The following is an 18,013-nucleotide window of genomic DNA, read 5'->3' on the forward strand; positions in this document are numbered from 1 at the left end:
CTCGCATGCGCTTGATCAGCGATCCCGTTGTGAACGGCCACCGTTACTCTAGTCCACGGGGCTGGTGCGCGCGTCTGACCCAGACGACCTACAAAGTCGGCGCTAGCAACTTACCGGCAGCCGGGCCTCAATTCGCAGGCCCCGGGGCTTGCCTGAGGTCACCTGCAATTGGCCCCCCAGCAGGGCGGCGCGCTCGCGCATGCCGAGCATGCCGAAATGCGCCGGCGCTGCGGCGGGCGTGGCCGGCAAGCCGACGCCGTCATCTTCAATCACCAGCACCCACTCGCAGTCGGAGCGGGTCAGTGACAGCGTCAGCCGCGTGGCCCCGGCGTGGCGCAGCACGTTGGTGGTGGCCTCCTGGGCGATGCGAAACAGGGCGTTTTCCAGTGCCGGGCCGAAACGTCCGGGCGCGTCTTCCAGCGCCAGGGTCAGCGTCAACCCGCCACGTTCGGCCAGGCGCTGGGCGTAGCTGCGCAGCGCCGGCACCAGGCCCAGGTCATCCAGCATGGCCGGGCTGAGATCCAACGAGAGCGTACGCACCTGTTCAATCAGCCCGCCAAATTGCTCGATCCAGCGGCGGCGCAGCGCTTGCGGCAGTTTCAGCGCGGGATTGCGGACTTCAATCAAGCCCGCGGTGAGTTGCTGGCCGATTTCGTCGTGCAGTTCGCGCGCCAGGTGACGGCGCTCGTGTTCCTGGACCTGCACCAGTTGCGCGCCCAGGGCGCGCAAGCGCTCGGCCATGGCCGCCAGCTCGGCTTCGCGCTGGCGTTGCCCGGTGACGTCCATCACCACGGCCAACAGCCGCCGCAGCGGTGCTTGGGCCAGACACAGGCCGCGCTCACTGACCCAGCGGGTGTCGCCGGCAAGGTCGATGACCCGATAGGTTTGTTCGTACGCACAGCCATCCGCCACAGCCTGTTGCCAGCGGGCGCGTGCCGACGCGCGATCAGCCGGGTGCATGTGCAGGGTCAGGTGCTCGAAGCCCTCCATCAGTTCATCGGCCGCGCAGCCCAGCACCGCGCGGGCCTCGGGCGTGACCCGCAGCCGGTCGGCGTCGACATCGAACTGCCAACTGCCCATGCCGGCCGCCTGTAACACCAGGCCTTGCTGCACCTGTGAGGCCTCGAGCTGCTGGCGGATGCGCTGCTGCTCGCGGGCATCGCGCACGATCAGTGTATGCACCCGCTCGCCGCGCAGTTGCAGGGTGCTCACCGACACCGTGACCGGCACTTGCGCGCCATTGGCGTGATGCGCCGTCATCGTCTGGCCACTGCCCGGCGACAGAAGGCCGTCGGGGCCGGTCTCGACAGGCCGCAACCACCGATGGACCGGCTGCCCCAGTAGTTCGTTGCCGGACACGCCGAGCAGGCGCTTCGCGGCGTGGTTGCACGACAGCACCTGCAGGTCGGCATCCAGGGTGATGATGGGATCGGCCGCCGAGGCGACGATGCCTTCTTGGCGCAACAACCGCGCGTTGAGTCGCGCCGTTTCGTCCAGCGCTACGGTGATGTCAGCCTGATGGGCGATGACGACGATGCCGTCGATCTCGGTGGGCAGACGTTCTGCGGTCTCGCTGATCCAGCGTCGTTCACCGCCCGCGCTCACCCAGCGGTAGGTCTGCTGGTAGCGATCGCCGGGCGCCTTCAGCGCTTGGCGTGCCGCGAGCAGGCTGGCGTGGTCGTCGGCGTGCACCTGCCAGTCCGGTCCGGAACCGGCCGCCGCGACCCGGTTGCGGTACACCTCCCCGCCCTTGGCATCAAAGCCAACGACGCTCAGTGGCGACGTCTCGGCCAGCAGGCAGGGCGGTGTTGCCGCTGAAGGCAACAGCGCTGAGTTCAATGGAGCGTTCATGCCGACAGGTTGCCGCAACCCCTGGCGGCGTCAAGCCAGCGATGACGGGCGGTGATGGCGGCCTGCTGGCAGGCAAGGCTTAGTCAGGGAACCTCTGAAAAACGTAGCGAGCGAAGCTCAGTTCGCGTTCCGCCGGAGCGCAGACAGAGCAGTGACCGAAGCACCGCTTCGCAGTGCTGCGATGGGAATGTATTGAAATACATGAGTATTTCGAGCACCGCCGGAACGCGAAATGACGAGCGCAGTAGTTTTGCGGAGGTTCCTTAGAAAAGCTCGACCCCGCCCGCTTGCATCGCCACCTGCGTGACCGGCTTGTGCGGCGCCACCACCACCTGCGCCTTGACATTGCGCACCCGCGTCATCACCCGCTCAAGTTCGGGCACCACGTCTTGCCCGCCATTGAACTGCAGGGCTTCGAGTGCGGCCGTCTCGCGTTCAATGTCTTCGAGCCGCGACAGGTGCATTTCGGCAGCGCCTAGCGCCTGGCTGGTCAGGTCTTCGAACTGCAGCGCGCGCACTGCCTCGGCGACCGACTGGCCAATACGCTGCGCCGAGCCCTGTGCCTGCTGCAGGGTTTCGCCCAGGGTTTGGTTCAGGGCTTCGACATGGCCGATGAGGCGGGTCGTGCCGCTGTGGGCTTCGTCGCTGAGCGAGCCGTCGCGCTGGCTCATGGCACTGACGGTGGCACGCACGGTCGACACCGCTTCACGCGCGCCCAAGGCCAGACCGCGAATCTGCTCGTTGAAGGTGTTCGAGCGCTGCGACAGCGAACGAACCTCGTCGGCGACCACCGCAAAGCCGCGCCCCGCCTCCCCGGCACGCGCCGCTTCAATGGCTGCGTTGAGTGCCAAGAGATTGGTCTGGTCGGCGATGGTTTTCACGTCTTCCAGCAGCACGAACATGCCGTCGAGCTTTTTCGACATTTCGTCGATCTGCTGCACGGTCATGCCCGACTGGCTGGACACCTGCCCCAGCGCGGTCGCCATGCGCTCCATCAGTTGCCGTGCCTCGTCGGCAAACTCGCGAACGTTGCCGGTGCCCGGACCGTTGCCGCGGCGTTCGACCATGTTGCTCATCAGTGCGGCCTGGCCGCGTGATTCGGTGTTGAGACCCTCAAAGCTGTGACCCAGGCGCTTGACCGCATCGCTGACCAGGCCGCGGGCACGGGTGATCTCGGCGTGCGTGCCCTGAATTTCGGCGACGACAAACTCGCGCATTTCACTCACCAGTTCGGCACCACTTTTTCGCGCCTGATGGGCGGCGCCGTGGTGGGTCATCTGGTAGCGGAACAGGTAGGCCAGCGACCACGCCACGACGGTGGCGGCGGCACTCAGATACACCCACCCCGGCTGATTGCTGACCAGCAGCAAGTACAGATGCAGCCCCGACAGGGTGACCGGCGCAGCCAGCAGCAGCAGGTCAACGTGGGCGGTCTTGAGGGTCATGGGCAAAGCTCCGTGGCGGGTATGAAGAGATCTGAAGGAACCTCTGCAAAACTACTGCGCTCGTCATTTCGCATTCCGGCGGTGCTCGAAATACTCATGTATTTCAATACATTCCGTTTCCTGTGCTCCGGCGAAACGCAAACTGAGCTTCGCTCGCTACGTTTTTCAGAAGTTCCTTAATGAGTGTTATCGGCGGCTTTCGCCCTGGCTTAAGCGGCTGTGGTGCCGTCTGGCCGCATCCATCAACCGTTCGGCGACCTGGTGCAGCGGCAGCACGGCATCGGCGGCGCCGAGCTTGAAGGCGGCGCCCGGCATGCCCCAGACCACCGAGGTGGCTTCATCCTGGACGCAGGTGAAGGCGCCGTGCTGGCGTAGCGCGAGCAAGCCCTGTGCACCGTCATCGCCCATGCCGGTGAGCAACCCGGCGGCCAGGTTGCTGCCAGCGGCGGTGACCGCCGACTTGAACATCACGTCGACCGACGGCGCAAAACCATTGACGCGATCCGCCTCGCCAATGCGGCAGATGTAGCGCGCACCATCACGCACCACGCGCAGTTGATAGCCGCCGGGGGCGATCCACACCTGCCCGGTGGCAAGGCGCGCGCCATCAAAGGCCTCGCCCACCCGTACCGCGCAGGCGCGATCGAGGCGCTCGGCAAAGCTGCGCGAGAACACCGGGGGAATGTGTTGCACCACCACCGCACCGGGTGCGTCAGGCGGCAAGGCCGTCAACACGTCGTAGAGCGCTTCGGTGCCGCCGGTGGAGGCGCCGAGCACAAAGAAGAAGTCGGTCGACAACGACAAGGCCTGCACCCGCCGCGGTGCGGCGCGCTCGCGGTTGCCGACCCGCGCCTGCGCGGCGCCGACCACTGCGTTGCACAAGGTTTCGGCGGCTTCGCGCAGGCCATCGGCAATGCCCAACGTCGGCTTGGCGACGATGTCGACCGCGCCCAACTCCATCGCGCGGATCGCTGCATCGGCGCCCTTCTGGGTCAGCGACGAGACCATCACCACCGGCATCGGGTGCAGGCGCATCAGGTGATCGAGAAAGGTCAGCCCGTCCATCTTCGGCATCTCGACATCGAGCGTGATCACATCAGGCTTGAGCTGCTTGATCATCTCACGCGCCTGGAGCGGATCATTGGCTGAGCCCACCACCTTGATCCGCGGGTCCGAGCCGAGCAGCTCGGTCAGCAATTTGCGGATCATCGCCGAGTCATCAACGATCAGAACACGGGTGGCCATCAGAACAACTCCACGGTGCCACTGGAAATGGGCGCACTCACCAGTTGCGTGCGGTAGCGGGTTTCTTCGGCCAGCGTGGGTTCGCGGGCGGTGATCGGAAGGGGCTTGACGAACGCCTTGCCGGAATGGGTGTGGAAGGCCACCTTGCGCGGGTGCACGTCGAGCAGGTCGCGGGCCAGCACCGGAATTTTTTCCAGCCGCAGGAAGTCTTCAACAAAGCGCACATTGCGCTTGCCGACGTCCATCGCCGTCATGCCGCGCAGCACCGCACCGCCACCAAAGATCTTGGCGGTGAGTTTGTCGCGACGCGCGCCCAGTTGCAGCAGGGCGTTGATCAACAATTCCATGGCGTGAATGCCGTAACGCGCCGAGCCGTTGGACTCGGCACCGCCCTCCGGCAACATGAAATGGTTCATGCCGCCGATGCCCAGGCCGGGGTCGTGCAGACAGCAGCTCACGCACGAGCCGAGGGTGGTGGTCAGGGTCACGTCGCGGGGGTCGGCGTGATAACCGCCGGGCAGAATCTTGATCACCGGCGAGCCCGTGCGGATCGAGGGATTGGCCGCCATCATTTGTGGGCCGCCACGGGCGCGTAGACCGTCTGACCCAGCGAGCGGAACAGATGCTGGGCGTGAAAGAAGCTTTCCGAATGGCCGGCAAACATCAGTCCGTCGGGCCGAATCACCGCGCGTATCTGCTCCAGCACATGCAACTGCGTGGGCTTGTCGAAATAGATCATCACGTTGCGGCAAAACACGGCGTCCACGTCGCGCCATGGCGGCGGCTGGCGGGACAACAGATTCCAGTTCTCGAAGCGAATCAAGCCGGTCAGCTCGGGCCGCACGCGGGCGAAGCCGTCATGGGCGCCCTTGCCGCGCAGGAAGAAATTGCGCTTCTGATCGACACTCAGGGGCGCGAGACGCGACAGCGGATAACGACCTGACGCCGCCGCTGCAAGCGCATCGGTGTCGATGTCGGTGGCGATGATCTCCACCGGTGGGCGCAGGGTGTTGAAGGCCTCGCAGGCGGTGATGGCCAGCGACCATGGCTCCTCGCCGGTGCTGGCGGCGGCACACCAGATCTTCAGCGGGCGCGGCGCGTTGCTGCGGCGCAGGTGGGTGATCAGCCGTTCGAAGTGGTGCGCTTCGCGAAAAAAAGCGGTGAGGTTGGTGGTCAGCGCGTTGACGAAGGCCTCCACCTCCGGGTGGGCGTCGTTTTTGACAATGGCCAGGTACTGGTCGAAGTCGTCAATACGCAGCGCCCGCAAACGGCGCATCAGGCGGCTGTAAACCATGTCCTGTTTGGAATCCAGCAGGGCGATGCCGGCCAACTGATGGATGCGTTGCTGGACAAACCGAAAATGGGCCGTGGTGAAACGGTAGTCCCGGGCATCTGTGCCGGGCGGCGCCTGGGCCAGCGTGGTCACGTGTCGTCCTCGGCGCAGGAGGCGGTCAGGCGACGCAGCTGGCGTCGGTCTCAACCAGCCGCCGCAGCGGGCAACCGGCAACCCGATGGGTGGCGGTGAACGCCACCGGCGCGCCGGCCAGACTGAGGCCCCAGTTGGCAAGGTGCATCAACCACTGTGAGGGGCAGTAGCGACCGTAGCGGGTGGTGCCGGGCAAGCGCATGGGGAACTCCGAGAGGGGGTGCAAAACCCCTGCAGACTCAGCCACGTCTGCAGGGGGCAATCAACTAAGCGACCGGTGACACACGACGCGCCGGATCAGAACTCGGTCCAGTCGTCGTCATCGGCCTTGGTGGCGGCGGCCGAGGCGCTGGCCTTGCCCGTGCCGCGACCCGGCAGGGCCTTGGCGGCGACACCGCGCGGAGCGGCGGCCGCGGGTCGGAACCCGGCGCTGCCGCCCGTGCGGGGTGCGTTCAGCGGTGTGACCTTGGACGGCCTGGCGGCCGGGGCCGAGACATCGGCCGAGAGCCGGAAGCTGCCCACCTGTTCGGCCAGACCGGCGGCCTGCTCTTCCATCGAGCGGGCGGCGGCCGAGGCTTCTTCGACCAGCGCAGCGTTCTGCTGGGTGGTTTCGTCCATCGAGGTGATGGTCTGGTTGACCTGCTCGATGCCCTGGCTTTGCTCAAGGCTGGCCGCGCTGATCTCGCCCATGATGTCGGTGACGCGCTTCACCGACTGGACGATCTCGTCCATGGTCTTGCCGGCCTGTTCCACCAGCTCGGAGCCGCCGTGAATCTTGGTGACCGAGTCGGAGATCAGCGTCTTGATCTCTTTGGCGGCCGCGGCCGAGCGCTGTGCCAGCGAGCGGACTTCGGAGGCCACCACCGCGAAGCCGCGGCCCTGTTCACCGGCGCGTGCCGCTTCCACCGCCGCGTTCAGCGCGAGGATGTTGGTCTGGAAGGCAATGCCGTCGATGACGCCGATGATCTCGGCAATCTTCTTCGAGCCTTCGTTGATCTCGGCCATGGTGGTGACCACCTTGGAGACCACCGCGCCACCCTTGCCGGCGACATCGGTGGCGCCAATGGCGAGCTGGTTGGCCTGCTTGGCGTTCTCGGCGTTCTGTTTGACGGTACTGGTCAGCTCTTCCATCGAGCTGGCGGTTTCTTCCAGGCTGGCGGCCTGCTGTTCGGTGCGACGCGACAGGTCGAGGTTGCCGGCGGCAATTTCGGACGACGCGGTGTTGATGGTGTCGGTGGCCAGCTTGATCTGGGTGATGATGCGGGTCAGCTGTTCGACGGTGGTGTTGGCATCGTCCTTGAGCTTGCCGAAGGTGCCCTTGAAGTCGCCTTCCACGGTTTGCGTCAGGTCGCCTTCGGCCAGGGCGCCCAGCACCCGGGCCACTTCGTTGAGGCCGACATTGCTGGTGTGCATGAGCTGGTTGATGCGCTCGGCAAGACTGAGGAAGAAACCTTCCTTGCCTTCGATGGCGATGCGACGGGTGAAGTCGCCGTCGGCCGCAGCGCTGACGATGTCGCCCACTTCCTTCTCGACGGCCACTTCAACGGTGCGGTCCTGCCACTCGACGACATAGCCGGCGCGTTTGCCGTCGGCGTCGTTGATCGGGTTCACCACCAGGAAGAAGCTGCGACCGCCCACCAGCAACTTGGTGCGGAAGGTGCCTACCATGCGGCCCAGCAGCCCGCGCTGGTGCGCCGGGTTCTTGTGGAAGGTGTCAATGTTGGTGCCGATCACCGTTTTGGCGGCGAAGTTGGGCAGCTCTTTGCGCAGGTCAGACTCGGCCACCCGCAGCATCGTGTCCATCGCGGAGTTGGTGTAAATGATGTTGAGATCGGCGTCCGAGATCATCACGTTGGTGGCCACCGAATCGAGACCCTGCTTGATGCGCGCGGTCTCCATGGCCAGTTGCTGCTCGCGGGCCAGTTGCGCCAGCTCGATGGTCAGGTCCTTCCACTCCACGACGTAGCCCAGGCGCGTGCCTTCCGGGTCGTTGATCGGGTTGAGAATCAGCGAAAAGGTGCGACCGCCCAGGTGCAGCTTGGCCTTGTGGGTGTTGTTGAGCCGCTTCAGCAAGCCGCGCTGAAACTGCGGATTCTTGTGGAAGGTGTCGATGTTGGTGCCGACCACCGAGTCGGACGAGAAACTCGGCACGTCCTTGCGGATGTCTTCTTCGGCGGTGGTCAGCATCTCGACGATGGACTTGTTGACGTAGACGATGTTGAGGTCGGCGTCGGCAATCATCACGTTGGTGACCACCGTGTCGAGGCCGGTCTTGACGCGCATGGCAGCCAGGTCACGGATGCGCTGCTGGGTGATGTCGGTGGCGAACTTGACGACCTTGAACGGCTTGCCGCTCATGTCGAAGATCGGGTTGTAGGTGGCCTGAATCCAGACGTCGCGCTGCGCCTTGTTGATGCGGCGATAAACGCCCGAATCATGCTCACCGCGGCCCAGCTTGGCCCAGAAGTCGCGGTACTCGTTGGAGGTGCGGTGATCGGGCTCGACGAAGATGGCGTGGTGCTTGCCCTGCACTTCTTCCAGCGTGTAGCCCAGGGCGCGCAGGAAGTTTTCGTTGGCGTTGAGAATGTTGCCTTTCAGGTCAAACTCGATGACCGCCTGGGCCTTGCCGATGGCGGCAATCTGGCCTTCAAAGTCGGCGTTGCGCAGCTTCTGCTGGGTGATGTCGGTGGCATATTTGACGACCTTGAACGGCCGGCCATTCATGTCGTAAATCGGGTTGTAGGTGGCCTGAATCCAGATTTCGCGGCCGCCCTTGCCCATGCGCATGTACACGCCGGCATCGAATTCACCGTTGCCCAGCTTGTCCCAGAACGCCAGGTACTCAAGGCTGGTGCGCTCGGGTAGCGGCACGAACACGCTGTGGTGCTTGCCGATGATTTCGTGACGGGCGTAGCCCAGGGTTTTCAGGAAATTGTCGTTGGCGCTGAGGATGTTGCCCTTCAGGTCAAACTCGATGACGGCCTGGGCCTTGCCGATGGCGGCAATCTGGCCTTCAAAGTCGGCGTTGCGCAGCTTCTGCTGGGTAACATCGGTGGCGTACTTGACGACCTTGAACGGCCGGCCGTCCATGTCAAAAATGGGGTTGTAGGAGGCCTGAATCCAAACCTCGACGCCGCCCTTGCCGAGGCGCTTGTACACGCCGCTGTCGTATTCGCCGCGGCCGAGCTTGTCCCAGAACACTGCGTATTCCTGACTGACGCGGGTGGCGTGGTCAACAAACATGCTGTGGTGCTTGCCGCGCATTTCCTCGGCGGAGTAGCCCATGGTTTTCTGGAAGTTGTCGTTGGCCTGAAGAATGTTGCCTTTCAGGTCGAACTCGATCACCGCTTGTGAGCGGTGAATGGCGGCGATCTGGCCTTCGAGATTGGCGCGCTCCAGGGCGACTTCCCGCGCGCGGCTGGCGGCGGCCTCACGCGTCCGGCTGGTGACGACTTCAGTCTTGCTGCGGCTGGCGGGTGACGCGACCCGGCTGCGGCTGGCAGCAGGTTTCTTTGCGGGGGCAGTCTTTTTTGCAGGGGTTTTCATGTTCGGGTCCGCCGGGAAGTAAGGGGAGGGGGTTGGGGACTAAGAGGGGCTTACTGCAGGGCTTGGGTTGAGCTGTCCATCAACGCCATGTCGGAGGCCGACATGAGTTTTTCGATGTCCACCAAAATGAGCATGCGATCGTCAATGGCGCCGATGCCGGTGATGAAACGGGTGTTGACGGCGCCGCTGAAATCCGGGGCCGGACGAATCTGTTCGGGGGTCAGTTGCATCACGTCGGACACCCCATCGACCACCATCCCCACCACACGACGGGCGATATTGAGAATGATCATCACGGTGAATTCGTTGTAGTCGACGCGGCCAAGCTGAAACTTCAGCCGCATGTCGACCACGGGGACGATGGTGCCGCGCAGGTTGATCACGCCCTTGATGAAGTCCGGCGCGTTGGGCAGGCGGGTCACGGTGTCGTAGCCGCGAATCTCCTGCACCTTGAGGATGTCGACGCCGTAGATTTCATCCCCCAGCGAAAACGTCAGAAACTCGGCGCAGGGGTCGCCGCTGTCGCTCTGGCGCTGGGGTTCCATCAGGCTTTGGGTTGCATCCATCACGCGCTCCGGTCAATAAGGTTCATGCGGCAATCGCCAGGGCCGATACGGCCGTCAGCCTTGCAACATCGAGAATCAGCGCGACGCGCCCATCCCCGAGAATCGTGGCGCCGGCAACCCCGGCCACCGTTCGGTAGTTCTGCTCCAGGCTCTTGATGACCACCTGTTGCTGTCCCACCAGTGCATCCACCATCAGCGCCAGACGGCGTCCGTCGGCTTCCACAACCACTGCAATGCCCGGGCCCTGGTAGGCGGTGGGCAGACCAAAGTGTTCGCTGAGGCGGATGAGCGGCAGGTAGTTGTCACGCACCTTCACCAGGCGCTGCTCGCCGCCGATGGGCGGCATCTGCCCGGGCGTGGGCTGGAAGCTCTCCATCACGCTGGCGATGGGCACGATGAACACCTCGTCACCCACCGCGACGCTCATGCCGTCGAGGATGGCCAGTGTCAGCGGCAAGCGCACCGAAACGCGGGTGCCGACACCGGGCGTGGAACTGAGCTCGATGCGACCGCCAAGGGCGGCAACGTTTTTGCGCACCACGTCCATGCCCACGCCGCGACCGGAGACATCGGTCACCACATCCGCGGTGGAAAAGCCGGGTTCGAAGATCAGGTTGTCGATGTCGGCATCGGTGGCCGGGCGCTCGGTGATCACGCCGCGCTCCAGGGCCTTGGCGAGAATTTTTTCGCGGTTCAGACCGCGACCGTCATCCTCGATTTCGAGAATGATCGACCCCGAGGCGTGACGGGCACTGAGCTTGAGTCGGCACTCTTCCGGCTTGCCAACGGCGCGGCGTTCTTCAATGGTTTCCAGCCCGTGGTCCAGCGCGTTGCGCAGCAGGTGCATCAGCGGATCGGTGATGCGTTCGATCATGCCCTTGTCGAGCTCGGTGGCCTCGCCCTCGAGCACCAGCTTGACACGCTTGCCGAGCTTGTCGGCAAGGTCGCGCACCACCCTCGGGAAGCGTGAAAACACCGTGCCCACCGGCAACATGCGCACCGCCAGCACCGACGACTGCAAGGACCGGGTGTTGCGCTCCAGTTGCTCCAACATTGAATGCAGGCGCTCGAACTGCACCGGGTCCAGCCCGGCCACAGCCTGATGCAACATCGCCTGGGTGATCACCAGTTCGCCGACCAGATCAATCAGCGCGTCCACCTTGTCGACGCCAACACGGATGGACGCCGTCGGGATTTGTGCCGCCGCAGTTGCAGCGGCGGCCACCGGCTTCTTCACCATCGCCAGCGGGCCGGCTGCCGCTTCGGGTTGCGGTGCAATAACCGCCGCCACCACCGGCGCCAACTCGGTGATGCGCAGCTTGCAGCAGTCATCAACCCAGGAAAACACATCGCGAATGACGGCTTCGCTGGCATCCGTGGTCAGGGTCAGGTCCCAGGCCAGGCGGCAGTCGTCGACTGACAGGGTTTCCAGCGCCACGTCTTCGCCCTGCGGCTCGATCAGTTGGCCTTGCAGTTCACCCAGCTCGGCCAGTGCCTGCATCAGCAACAAAGGCTCGTTACCGGTGGCCAGCAGGCCGGGCGTGGGGGCGAAGTGAATCTGCCAGGTTTTCAGCGTGGTTCGCGGCGCCGCCACGGCGGCGGGTTCGGCGCTGGCATCGGCGACGGGCGCTTTGCCCAGCACCACTTTCAGTGCGGCTTCGAACGCCTGCACCTGCGCTTCGGGACAGGGCTGCTCGGCCTGTGCCGCGGTGATCATGGCGCGCACGCCGTCTACCGACTGATAAAGCACCTTGAGCACGTCGGCATCGGCACTGCGATGGCCGGCGCGCAGCTCGTCGAGCAGGGTTTCAAGGTGGTGGGTGGCCTCGCTGATGCGGGCAAAGCCGAAGCTACCGGCGCCGCCCTTGATGGAGTGCGCGGCGCGGAAAATGGCGTGTAGTGTTTCCTCACTGGCTTGACCGGATTCCAGCGCCAGCAGGCCGCCTTCCATGATCGACAGGCCTTCGAGACTTTCCTCGAAAAACCCGGCATGGAACTGCCGGATGTCGATGCTCACGGGCTCACCTTGTGGTCAGAATGGCGGCCAGTGCTTGGACGTGAGCAAAAGCGCGCCTCCCGCACCCCTTGCCCTACGGGCAGACACCGTGTCGGCGCGCTCACTGGGGCAGCACTCTTTTGAGGGTGGCCAACAGTTGGTCCGGATTGAAAGGCTTCACCAGCCAGCCGGTGGCGCCGGCCGCGCGACCTTCCTGCTTTTTGCCGTCACCGGCTTCGGTGGTGAGCATCAGCATCGGCGTGTACTGGTAGGCCGGCAGGGCGCGCAGCGCCTTGATCAGGCTGATGCCGTCCATGTTGGGCATGTTGACGTCGGCCAGGACCAGGTCGTATTGACCGCCCTTGGCCTTGCCCAACGCCACCACGCCGTCCTCGGCCTCGGTGACCGCGTAGCCCGCGCTGGCCAGCGTGAAGCTGACCATCTGACGCATTGAGGAGGAGTCATCTACGGCAAGAATATGGGGCATGGATTGCTCCGGGTCTCATCAGGTGGGTTGCGCGGCGGCGACGGCATCTCGGGGCAGGCCCAAGGCATCGCTCATGAAAAGTTGCTTGGCGGTGCGCCGCAGCGGCTCGGACACCGAAGTCCACTGCCATTCGTGGGACTGCTCGGTCACATCGCGACGCGCCAGCCACAGCAGTTGCAGGGCGGCGGTGCCGATGCGGGTCACGGCATGACCGTCGACCTCGATGGATTCACCGGCCTTGAGGGCGTCCAGCAGCACGCGCGACAGAGACTGTGCGTCGGGGAGCAGGCATTGCGCGGGGAGTTCAAGCTTCATGACGATGACCGGTTTCAGGTACACCAGTACTATCGGCTTGGCACCAGAATCTTTGAGACCGCTCATCTGCCGGGCTGGGGCCTTGGTCGCAGATCGGCTTGCTCTGACGCCTGCCAGCGCGCCAGGCCGGTGATGATGGCCTGCCAAGCCTGCGGCAGGCAGAACAATGCCTATCCCAAACCACACGACGGCTCGGCTTGCGGACAGCCGTTGGGGCCGCCGCCCGTCCACTGGTGACGCGGGGACAGATATGCTGGCGACCCAAAGTTGCCGGACCCCTGAGTGAAAGCCCCCCCACGCTTACAACCGCTGATTGACGAAGGCATCATCGATGCGGTGGTGCGCTCGCTGAAAAGCGGCAAAGAAGCCGTCGTGTACGTGGTGCGCTGCGGCGACGAGCTGCGCTGCGCCAAGGTTTACAAGGCCGCCGAACAGCGCGGCTTTCAGCAACTCGCCGCCTACCAGGAAGGCCGCAAACGGCGCGGCGGACGCGACGAGCGTGCAATGAAAAGCGGCAGCCGTCGCGGCCGTGCCGTGCAGGAAACCGAATGGCAAAGCGCCGAGGTTGACGCCCTGTATCGCCTGAGCGATGCCGGCGTGCGCGTGCCGCAGCCGTTTGGCATGTTCAGCGGCGTGTTGATCATGGAACTGATCTGCGATGCCGATGGCGGCGTTGCGCCGCGACTCATCGACGTGGATTTCTCCGCCGAAACTGCCCGCCTCTGGTACCGGAAGCTGGTCCGTGACGTGGTGCGCATGCTTTGCGCCGGGCTGATTCACGGCGACCTGTCGGAATACAACGTGCTGGTCGACGACACCGGGCCGGTGATCATCGACTTGCCACAGGTGATCAATGCCAGCGCCAACCATCAGGCGTTCCGCCTGCTGGAGCGCGACCTGCACAACCTGCGCGCCACCCTCGGCCGCGCCGCTCCGGACCTGCTCGACACGCGCTACGCCCACGAAATGTGGGCGCTGTTCCAGGCCAGCGAGCTGCACCCCGACACGCCCCTGACCGGCGCCTTCGAGCTGGACGAACACACGGCTGATCTGGATTCGGTGTTTGAAACCATCGAAGACGCCAAGCGCGAACAGGCAGCGCGCGAACGCGGCCGAGTTGAGGCCCAACACGCGCTGGACGATGAGTAGGCGCGCATCATGATCAAAGACATCCTGCGCATGGGCGACCCCAGGCTGCTGGACGTCGCTGAGCCGGTGCAGCACTTCAATACACCGGATCTCGACGCGCTGATCACTGACCTGATCGACACCATGAAAGCCGCCAACGGCGCCGGCCTGGCCGCGCCGCAGATTGGCGTGCCGCTGCGCGTGGTGATCTTCGGCTTTACCCATAACCCCCGCTATCCCGACGCCGAAGCCGTGCCCTTCACGGTGCTGTGCAACCCCGTGCTCACACCGCTCGGCGACGACATGGAAGAGGGCTGGGAAGGCTGCCTGAGTGTGCCCGGCCTGCGCGGTCTGGTGCCGCGCCATGCTCGGCTGCGCTACACAGGCTTCGACGCCCAGGGCAACGCCATTGACCGCACCGTGAGTGGCTTTCATGCCCGCGTGGTGCAGCACGAATGCGACCATCTGGATGGCGTGCTTTACCCGCGACGGATTCGTGATCTGACGCAGTTCGGGTTTGTCGATGCCTTGAGCCTCGGTCCCGCAGTTGCGGCGCAGGATGACTGACTGAAGCGCATTGCCGCGTCGGTCCGCCATGTCGCCAGCCAGGTTTGCGCCAAGCGGTCATGGCGCCTGGTCTTGATGACGGAGTCCGCTTGAGCAGCACAGCCGTTTGGTGCGTCAATTCGAGCCTCGCGCCTTTCTTCCCCCTCGGCACCGCGTATGCTCGACGTAACACCCCCTCTTCTTCGCCCGGGACTCGGCACCGCCGCGGTCCCGAGGCACGTTTGGCTTCGGCCTGAGATTGACGAATGCGGCTACGTACCCAATGTGAACTGCATTTCGAGATCACCGTCCCGACCGCCTTCATTCTGATGTTGCGGCCACGCAGTGGCGCGCACCAATGGGTCGCGCGGGAAGAGTACGAGATCACGCCCCGCGTCCCGGTCTTCGAGTTCACCGACGGCTACGGCAACTTGTGCCAACGCCTGGTTGCGCCGCCCGGCCAGTTCTCGGTGCATACGGTGGCCGAGGTCATCACCAGCGATGGGGTCGACAGGGCCCCCGACGCGCCTTTTGTCGATGTGCAGTTGCTGCCGGATGGCGTGCTCAATTTTCTGCTCCCCAGCCGCTACTGCGAATCCGATCATTTCAACGAGATGGCCGCCTCGATCACTGCCGGATATTGGCTGGGCTATGACCAGGTTGCCGCCATCGAAACCTGGTTGCGGCAGACCTACGAATATGTGCCTGGCAGCACCGGCGACACCTTGTCGGCGATTGATGTCAACGCCAGAACCATCGGGATCTGTCGCGACTTTGCGCACCTTGGGATCGCCCTGTGTCGCGCCTTGAGCATCCCGGCGCGCATGGTCGTCGGCTATTTGCACGGCTTGCAACCGATGGACCTGCATGCCTGGTTCGAGGCCTACGTGGGCGGCCGGTGGTACACCTTTGATGCAACGCAGGCGGAACTCACCGGTGGCTACGTCGCCCTGGGCTACGGGCGCGATGCAGCCGATGTGGCGGTCTTCAACCAGTTTGGGCCGGCGTCCTTTGCCACTCACCAGTCGGTCAATGTCGAGCGTCTGCCGGACTGACGCCGCCGCAGGCTACACGCGCGGCCAAGTCGCGCCACCAAGGATGATCCGTGCTTTTCACGATTCAACATCGCACCACCTACGCGTACTCGGGCTTGGTTCGGCTGGGCCCGCAACGCTTGCGTTTTCACCCGCGTTGCGACGGTGCCCAGCGCGTCATCAGCCATGGTCTGACGGTCCATCCGCAGCCACAGGGCTGGAACGAGCACCTGGATCTCGAAGGCAACCGCATCACGCAGGCCTGGTTTGCGGGCGAGACCAACCGCTTCGAGATCAACGTGCAGATGCAGGTTGAAACCCTGCGGCGCAATGCCTTCGACTTTGTGCTGGCACCTGAAGCCCTGGTGTTGCCCATCCCCCATGCGCACGACGCAGTCTCGGTGCAGGCCTACCTGCATCGGGGCCAACCGGACGATGCGGTCACCGTCTTTGCGGCGGAGCAGAGTCTGGCCGTCGAACGGGAGACGGTCCGCTTTCTGGAACGGCTCTGCCGACACATGTTCGAGACCTTTGAGCAGATCCACCGGCTGGAAGGGGCGCCACAAACGCCATTCGAGACCTTGCGCACCCGGCGCGGTGCCTGCCGCGATCTGGCGGTGTTATTTGTCGACTGCTGCCGGGCCGAGGGCATACCGGCGAGGTTTGCCAGTGGCTACCAGCGGGGCAACCTGCAGAGTGATCGCCGCGACCTGCACGCCTGGCCGGAGGTGTATCTGCCCGGCGCAGGCTGGCGTGGCTTTGATCCGACCCATGGCACCGCACTGGCCGACACCCACGTGACCATCGCCGCCGCCGCGCATGCCCGCGACACCATGCCCGTCAGCGGGCCCTTCGTTGGCCCCGGTGCCACCAGCCGCCTGGATTTTTCGGTGCAGATTCAAGTTGCGGAGGGATCACCGCAAGCAATCATTTAGGTGCGGCGGGCCGCGACGAAGGGAAGCTCGCGTCGGGCGTGAAAGGGGCCAAGTTTCGAATTAAAGCTTAATTCGACCCTGGCCCTCTTTCTCCTCTTTTTCTCCTTTTCCCCGAACAGGTGCGCACGGCAGGCCGACCCCTTAGTCAAACCTGCGGTGCAGATCCTGAAACACCTGTTGAGCAAACCATCCCGGAAAGGCCGGGTATATCTCACGAGCTCGGGGCGTTGGGCTATTGACGACCCCGAGGCTGATCAGTTGTGCCAGTTGCTCCGTTGCCAGCCGGTCCCCCACACCCAAGTAGACCTTGAAATCACTACGACTGACGCGCCCCTGAGTGATCAGAAGATGCAATGCACGCCCCGACTCCGCACGAATCTTCGCGCGCCGGAAATGTTCATTCGTCAATATGATGGCTTCAAGTCTGCTTCGCAGGTCATGCGTCGCTAACGATCGTGCCATGTACTCCACCTGATCTAGGCAGGTGTCCAGCATGAAATCCACAAAATCGAAAAGTCCTTTCTGGCTCAACGTGCCCCGCCCATCCAGCGCGCCCCGCCGCTCGCTGTCAGCGTTCGCAAGTCGCACGTAATACTCGCTCTGACGCCGTGCAAGTCCGCGTGAAAGGGACCAGAGATCTGAAGCCAAGTCGAGCCAGGTCAAGTGGAGGTGCGTGATGAGCCGCATCGTCCTGCCGTTCCCATCAGGAAATGGATGCACCCACGACAACCGGTGGTGATAGGCCATCGCACCCAGGAGTCGATATCGAAAATCCACCTCTGTCCCATAGACCTGTTGCATTCGATGCAACATCTCCAGCACCGCCGCATGCGATGGAGGGATGTGCTCCCCAATGGTCACGTCCCGCCCACGAAACGCACCGGGCGACATCGACGTTCCATCCTGAAGCCTCAAATCTGAGGGCTTCGCGTACCGGAACAGCAGGTTGTGCATGGTTCCCACGAAAACTGGCGAAAATAGCCACGCCCAATTCGCGCCTCCACCCACTCGCTGGATACCCAGGAATCGCTCGGCAAGCATCTGAGCATGCACATGCCCAACCGCAAGTTCCGTGAGTTGCTTGCGGTCGCGCTTAGGAGCAGTCGCCGCCAGCTCCAGCGGCTCCGTGTACTGCCCCTCGATCAGGTTGCTGTAGAAGCTATTGGTCGCACGCAGCAATACACCCAGAGGTTTGGCTGTCTCTGCGGGGATGGACGCGTCAAGCCGGACGGTGGCCACCTGAAGTTGGTCACACTTATCCAGCAGAGACTGAGGGATGCTGCTTTTAGGCAGCAATGGTTCCAGCCAATCAACAGATGTAACTAGGTTCATGCAATATAATTTTGCGGAAATTTCTGCGTTTTATTCTACGTTGCAAGACACTAAATTATTTGAACTTATTGACAATCCGAAAAAATTACATGGTTTTCGCATGCGGATATTTATGCGAATAATACCGGGCTTGAAGCAAGACCCACATTGTGACGGCCCAT

The 18,013-nt window shown here is 63.8% G+C and carries 16 protein-coding genes; 4 read left to right on the forward strand and 12 right to left on the reverse strand.

The features are described 5' to 3' along the window. Positions 1-102 precede the first annotated feature (102 nt). From U741_RS0115255 to U741_RS18025, 11 genes are all read right to left on the reverse strand, one after another. Positions 103-1,851: a sensor histidine kinase gene (locus U741_RS0115255; RefSeq protein ID WP_029891311.1), complete on the reverse strand. Its 1,749-nt coding sequence runs from the start codon at positions 1,849-1,851 to the stop codon at positions 103-105. Positions 1,852-2,114: 263 nt separating this feature from the next. Next, complete coding sequence (locus U741_RS0115260; protein ID WP_029891312.1) at positions 2,115-3,296, reverse strand: methyl-accepting chemotaxis protein; 1,182 nt, start codon at positions 3,294-3,296, stop codon at positions 2,115-2,117. A gap of 186 nt (positions 3,297-3,482) precedes the next feature. After that, positions 3,483-4,541 carry a protein-glutamate methylesterase/protein-glutamine glutaminase gene (locus tag U741_RS0115265; RefSeq protein ID WP_029891313.1) on the reverse strand — a complete coding sequence of 353 codons (1,059 nt, stop codon included), beginning with the start codon at positions 4,539-4,541 and terminating at the stop codon, positions 3,483-3,485. Beyond that, entirely contained in the window at positions 4,541-5,113 is a 573-nt protein-coding gene (gene cheD, locus U741_RS0115270; protein ID WP_052378888.1) for a chemoreceptor glutamine deamidase CheD, read from the reverse strand. Before cheD ends, U741_RS0115265 begins: the two co-directional genes overlap by 1 nt. After that, positions 5,110-5,967, reverse strand: a complete 858-nt coding sequence (locus U741_RS0115275) for a CheR family methyltransferase (RefSeq protein WP_235200480.1) — start codon at positions 5,965-5,967, stop codon at positions 5,110-5,112. Before U741_RS0115275 ends, cheD begins: the two co-directional genes overlap by 4 nt. Positions 5,968-5,992: 25 nt before the next feature. Then, positions 5,993-6,169, reverse strand: a complete 177-nt coding sequence (locus U741_RS19445) for a hypothetical protein (RefSeq protein ID WP_161776253.1) — start codon at positions 6,167-6,169, stop codon at positions 5,993-5,995. A gap of 95 nt (positions 6,170-6,264) precedes the next feature. Continuing rightward, the gene (locus U741_RS19890) at positions 6,265-9,513 is read right to left on the reverse strand and encodes a methyl-accepting chemotaxis protein (protein WP_084154921.1); all 3,249 of its coding nucleotides are present in this window, start codon (positions 9,511-9,513) and stop codon (positions 6,265-6,267) included. A gap of 50 nt (positions 9,514-9,563) precedes the next feature. After that, entirely contained in the window at positions 9,564-10,058 is a 495-nt protein-coding gene (locus U741_RS0115290; RefSeq protein ID WP_052379037.1) for a chemotaxis protein CheW, read from the reverse strand. Positions 10,059-10,101: 43 nt separating this feature from the next. After that, a complete protein-coding gene (locus U741_RS0115295; RefSeq protein ID WP_029891318.1) occupies positions 10,102-12,096 on the reverse strand; it encodes a chemotaxis protein CheA in 1,995 nt (664 codons plus the stop codon). 100 nt (positions 12,097-12,196) lie between these two features. Continuing rightward, positions 12,197-12,562, reverse strand: coding sequence for a response regulator (locus U741_RS0115300; RefSeq protein WP_029891319.1), 366 nt, complete (start codon positions 12,560-12,562; stop codon positions 12,197-12,199). A gap of 18 nt (positions 12,563-12,580) precedes the next feature. Beyond that, the gene (locus tag U741_RS18025; protein ID WP_043110307.1) at positions 12,581-12,943 is read right to left on the reverse strand and encodes an STAS domain-containing protein; all 363 of its coding nucleotides are present in this window, start codon (positions 12,941-12,943) and stop codon (positions 12,581-12,583) included. A gap of 216 nt (positions 12,944-13,159) precedes the next feature. Here U741_RS18025 and U741_RS0115310 point away from each other — a divergent pair, with 216 nt between their 5' ends. The 4 genes from U741_RS0115310 (at position 13,160) to U741_RS0115325 (ending at position 16,520) form a co-directional block, all read left to right on the forward strand. Continuing rightward, positions 13,160-14,026 carry a PA4780 family RIO1-like protein kinase gene (locus U741_RS0115310; RefSeq protein WP_029891320.1) on the forward strand — a complete coding sequence of 289 codons (867 nt, stop codon included), beginning with the start codon at positions 13,160-13,162 and terminating at the stop codon, positions 14,024-14,026. A gap of 9 nt (positions 14,027-14,035) precedes the next feature. Further along, positions 14,036-14,572 carry a peptide deformylase gene (def, locus tag U741_RS0115315; protein WP_029891321.1) on the forward strand — a complete coding sequence of 179 codons (537 nt, stop codon included), beginning with the start codon at positions 14,036-14,038 and terminating at the stop codon, positions 14,570-14,572. A gap of 245 nt (positions 14,573-14,817) precedes the next feature. Further along, positions 14,818-15,606, forward strand: coding sequence for a transglutaminase domain-containing protein (locus U741_RS0115320; protein WP_029891322.1), 789 nt, complete (start codon positions 14,818-14,820; stop codon positions 15,604-15,606). Positions 15,607-15,656: 50 nt separating this feature from the next. Continuing rightward, entirely contained in the window at positions 15,657-16,520 is an 864-nt protein-coding gene (locus U741_RS0115325) for a transglutaminase family protein (RefSeq protein WP_029891323.1), read from the forward strand. A gap of 141 nt (positions 16,521-16,661) precedes the next feature. Here U741_RS0115325 and U741_RS0115330 read toward each other — a convergent pair whose 3' ends face one another. Beyond that, the gene (locus U741_RS0115330; protein WP_029891324.1) at positions 16,662-17,852 is read right to left on the reverse strand and encodes a Fic family protein; all 1,191 of its coding nucleotides are present in this window, start codon (positions 17,850-17,852) and stop codon (positions 16,662-16,664) included. Positions 17,853-18,013 lie beyond the last annotated feature (161 nt).

It is taken from the genome of Polycyclovorans algicola TG408 (assembly GCF_000711245.1).
GTDB lineage: Bacteria > Pseudomonadota > Gammaproteobacteria > Nevskiales > Nevskiaceae > Polycyclovorans > Polycyclovorans algicola.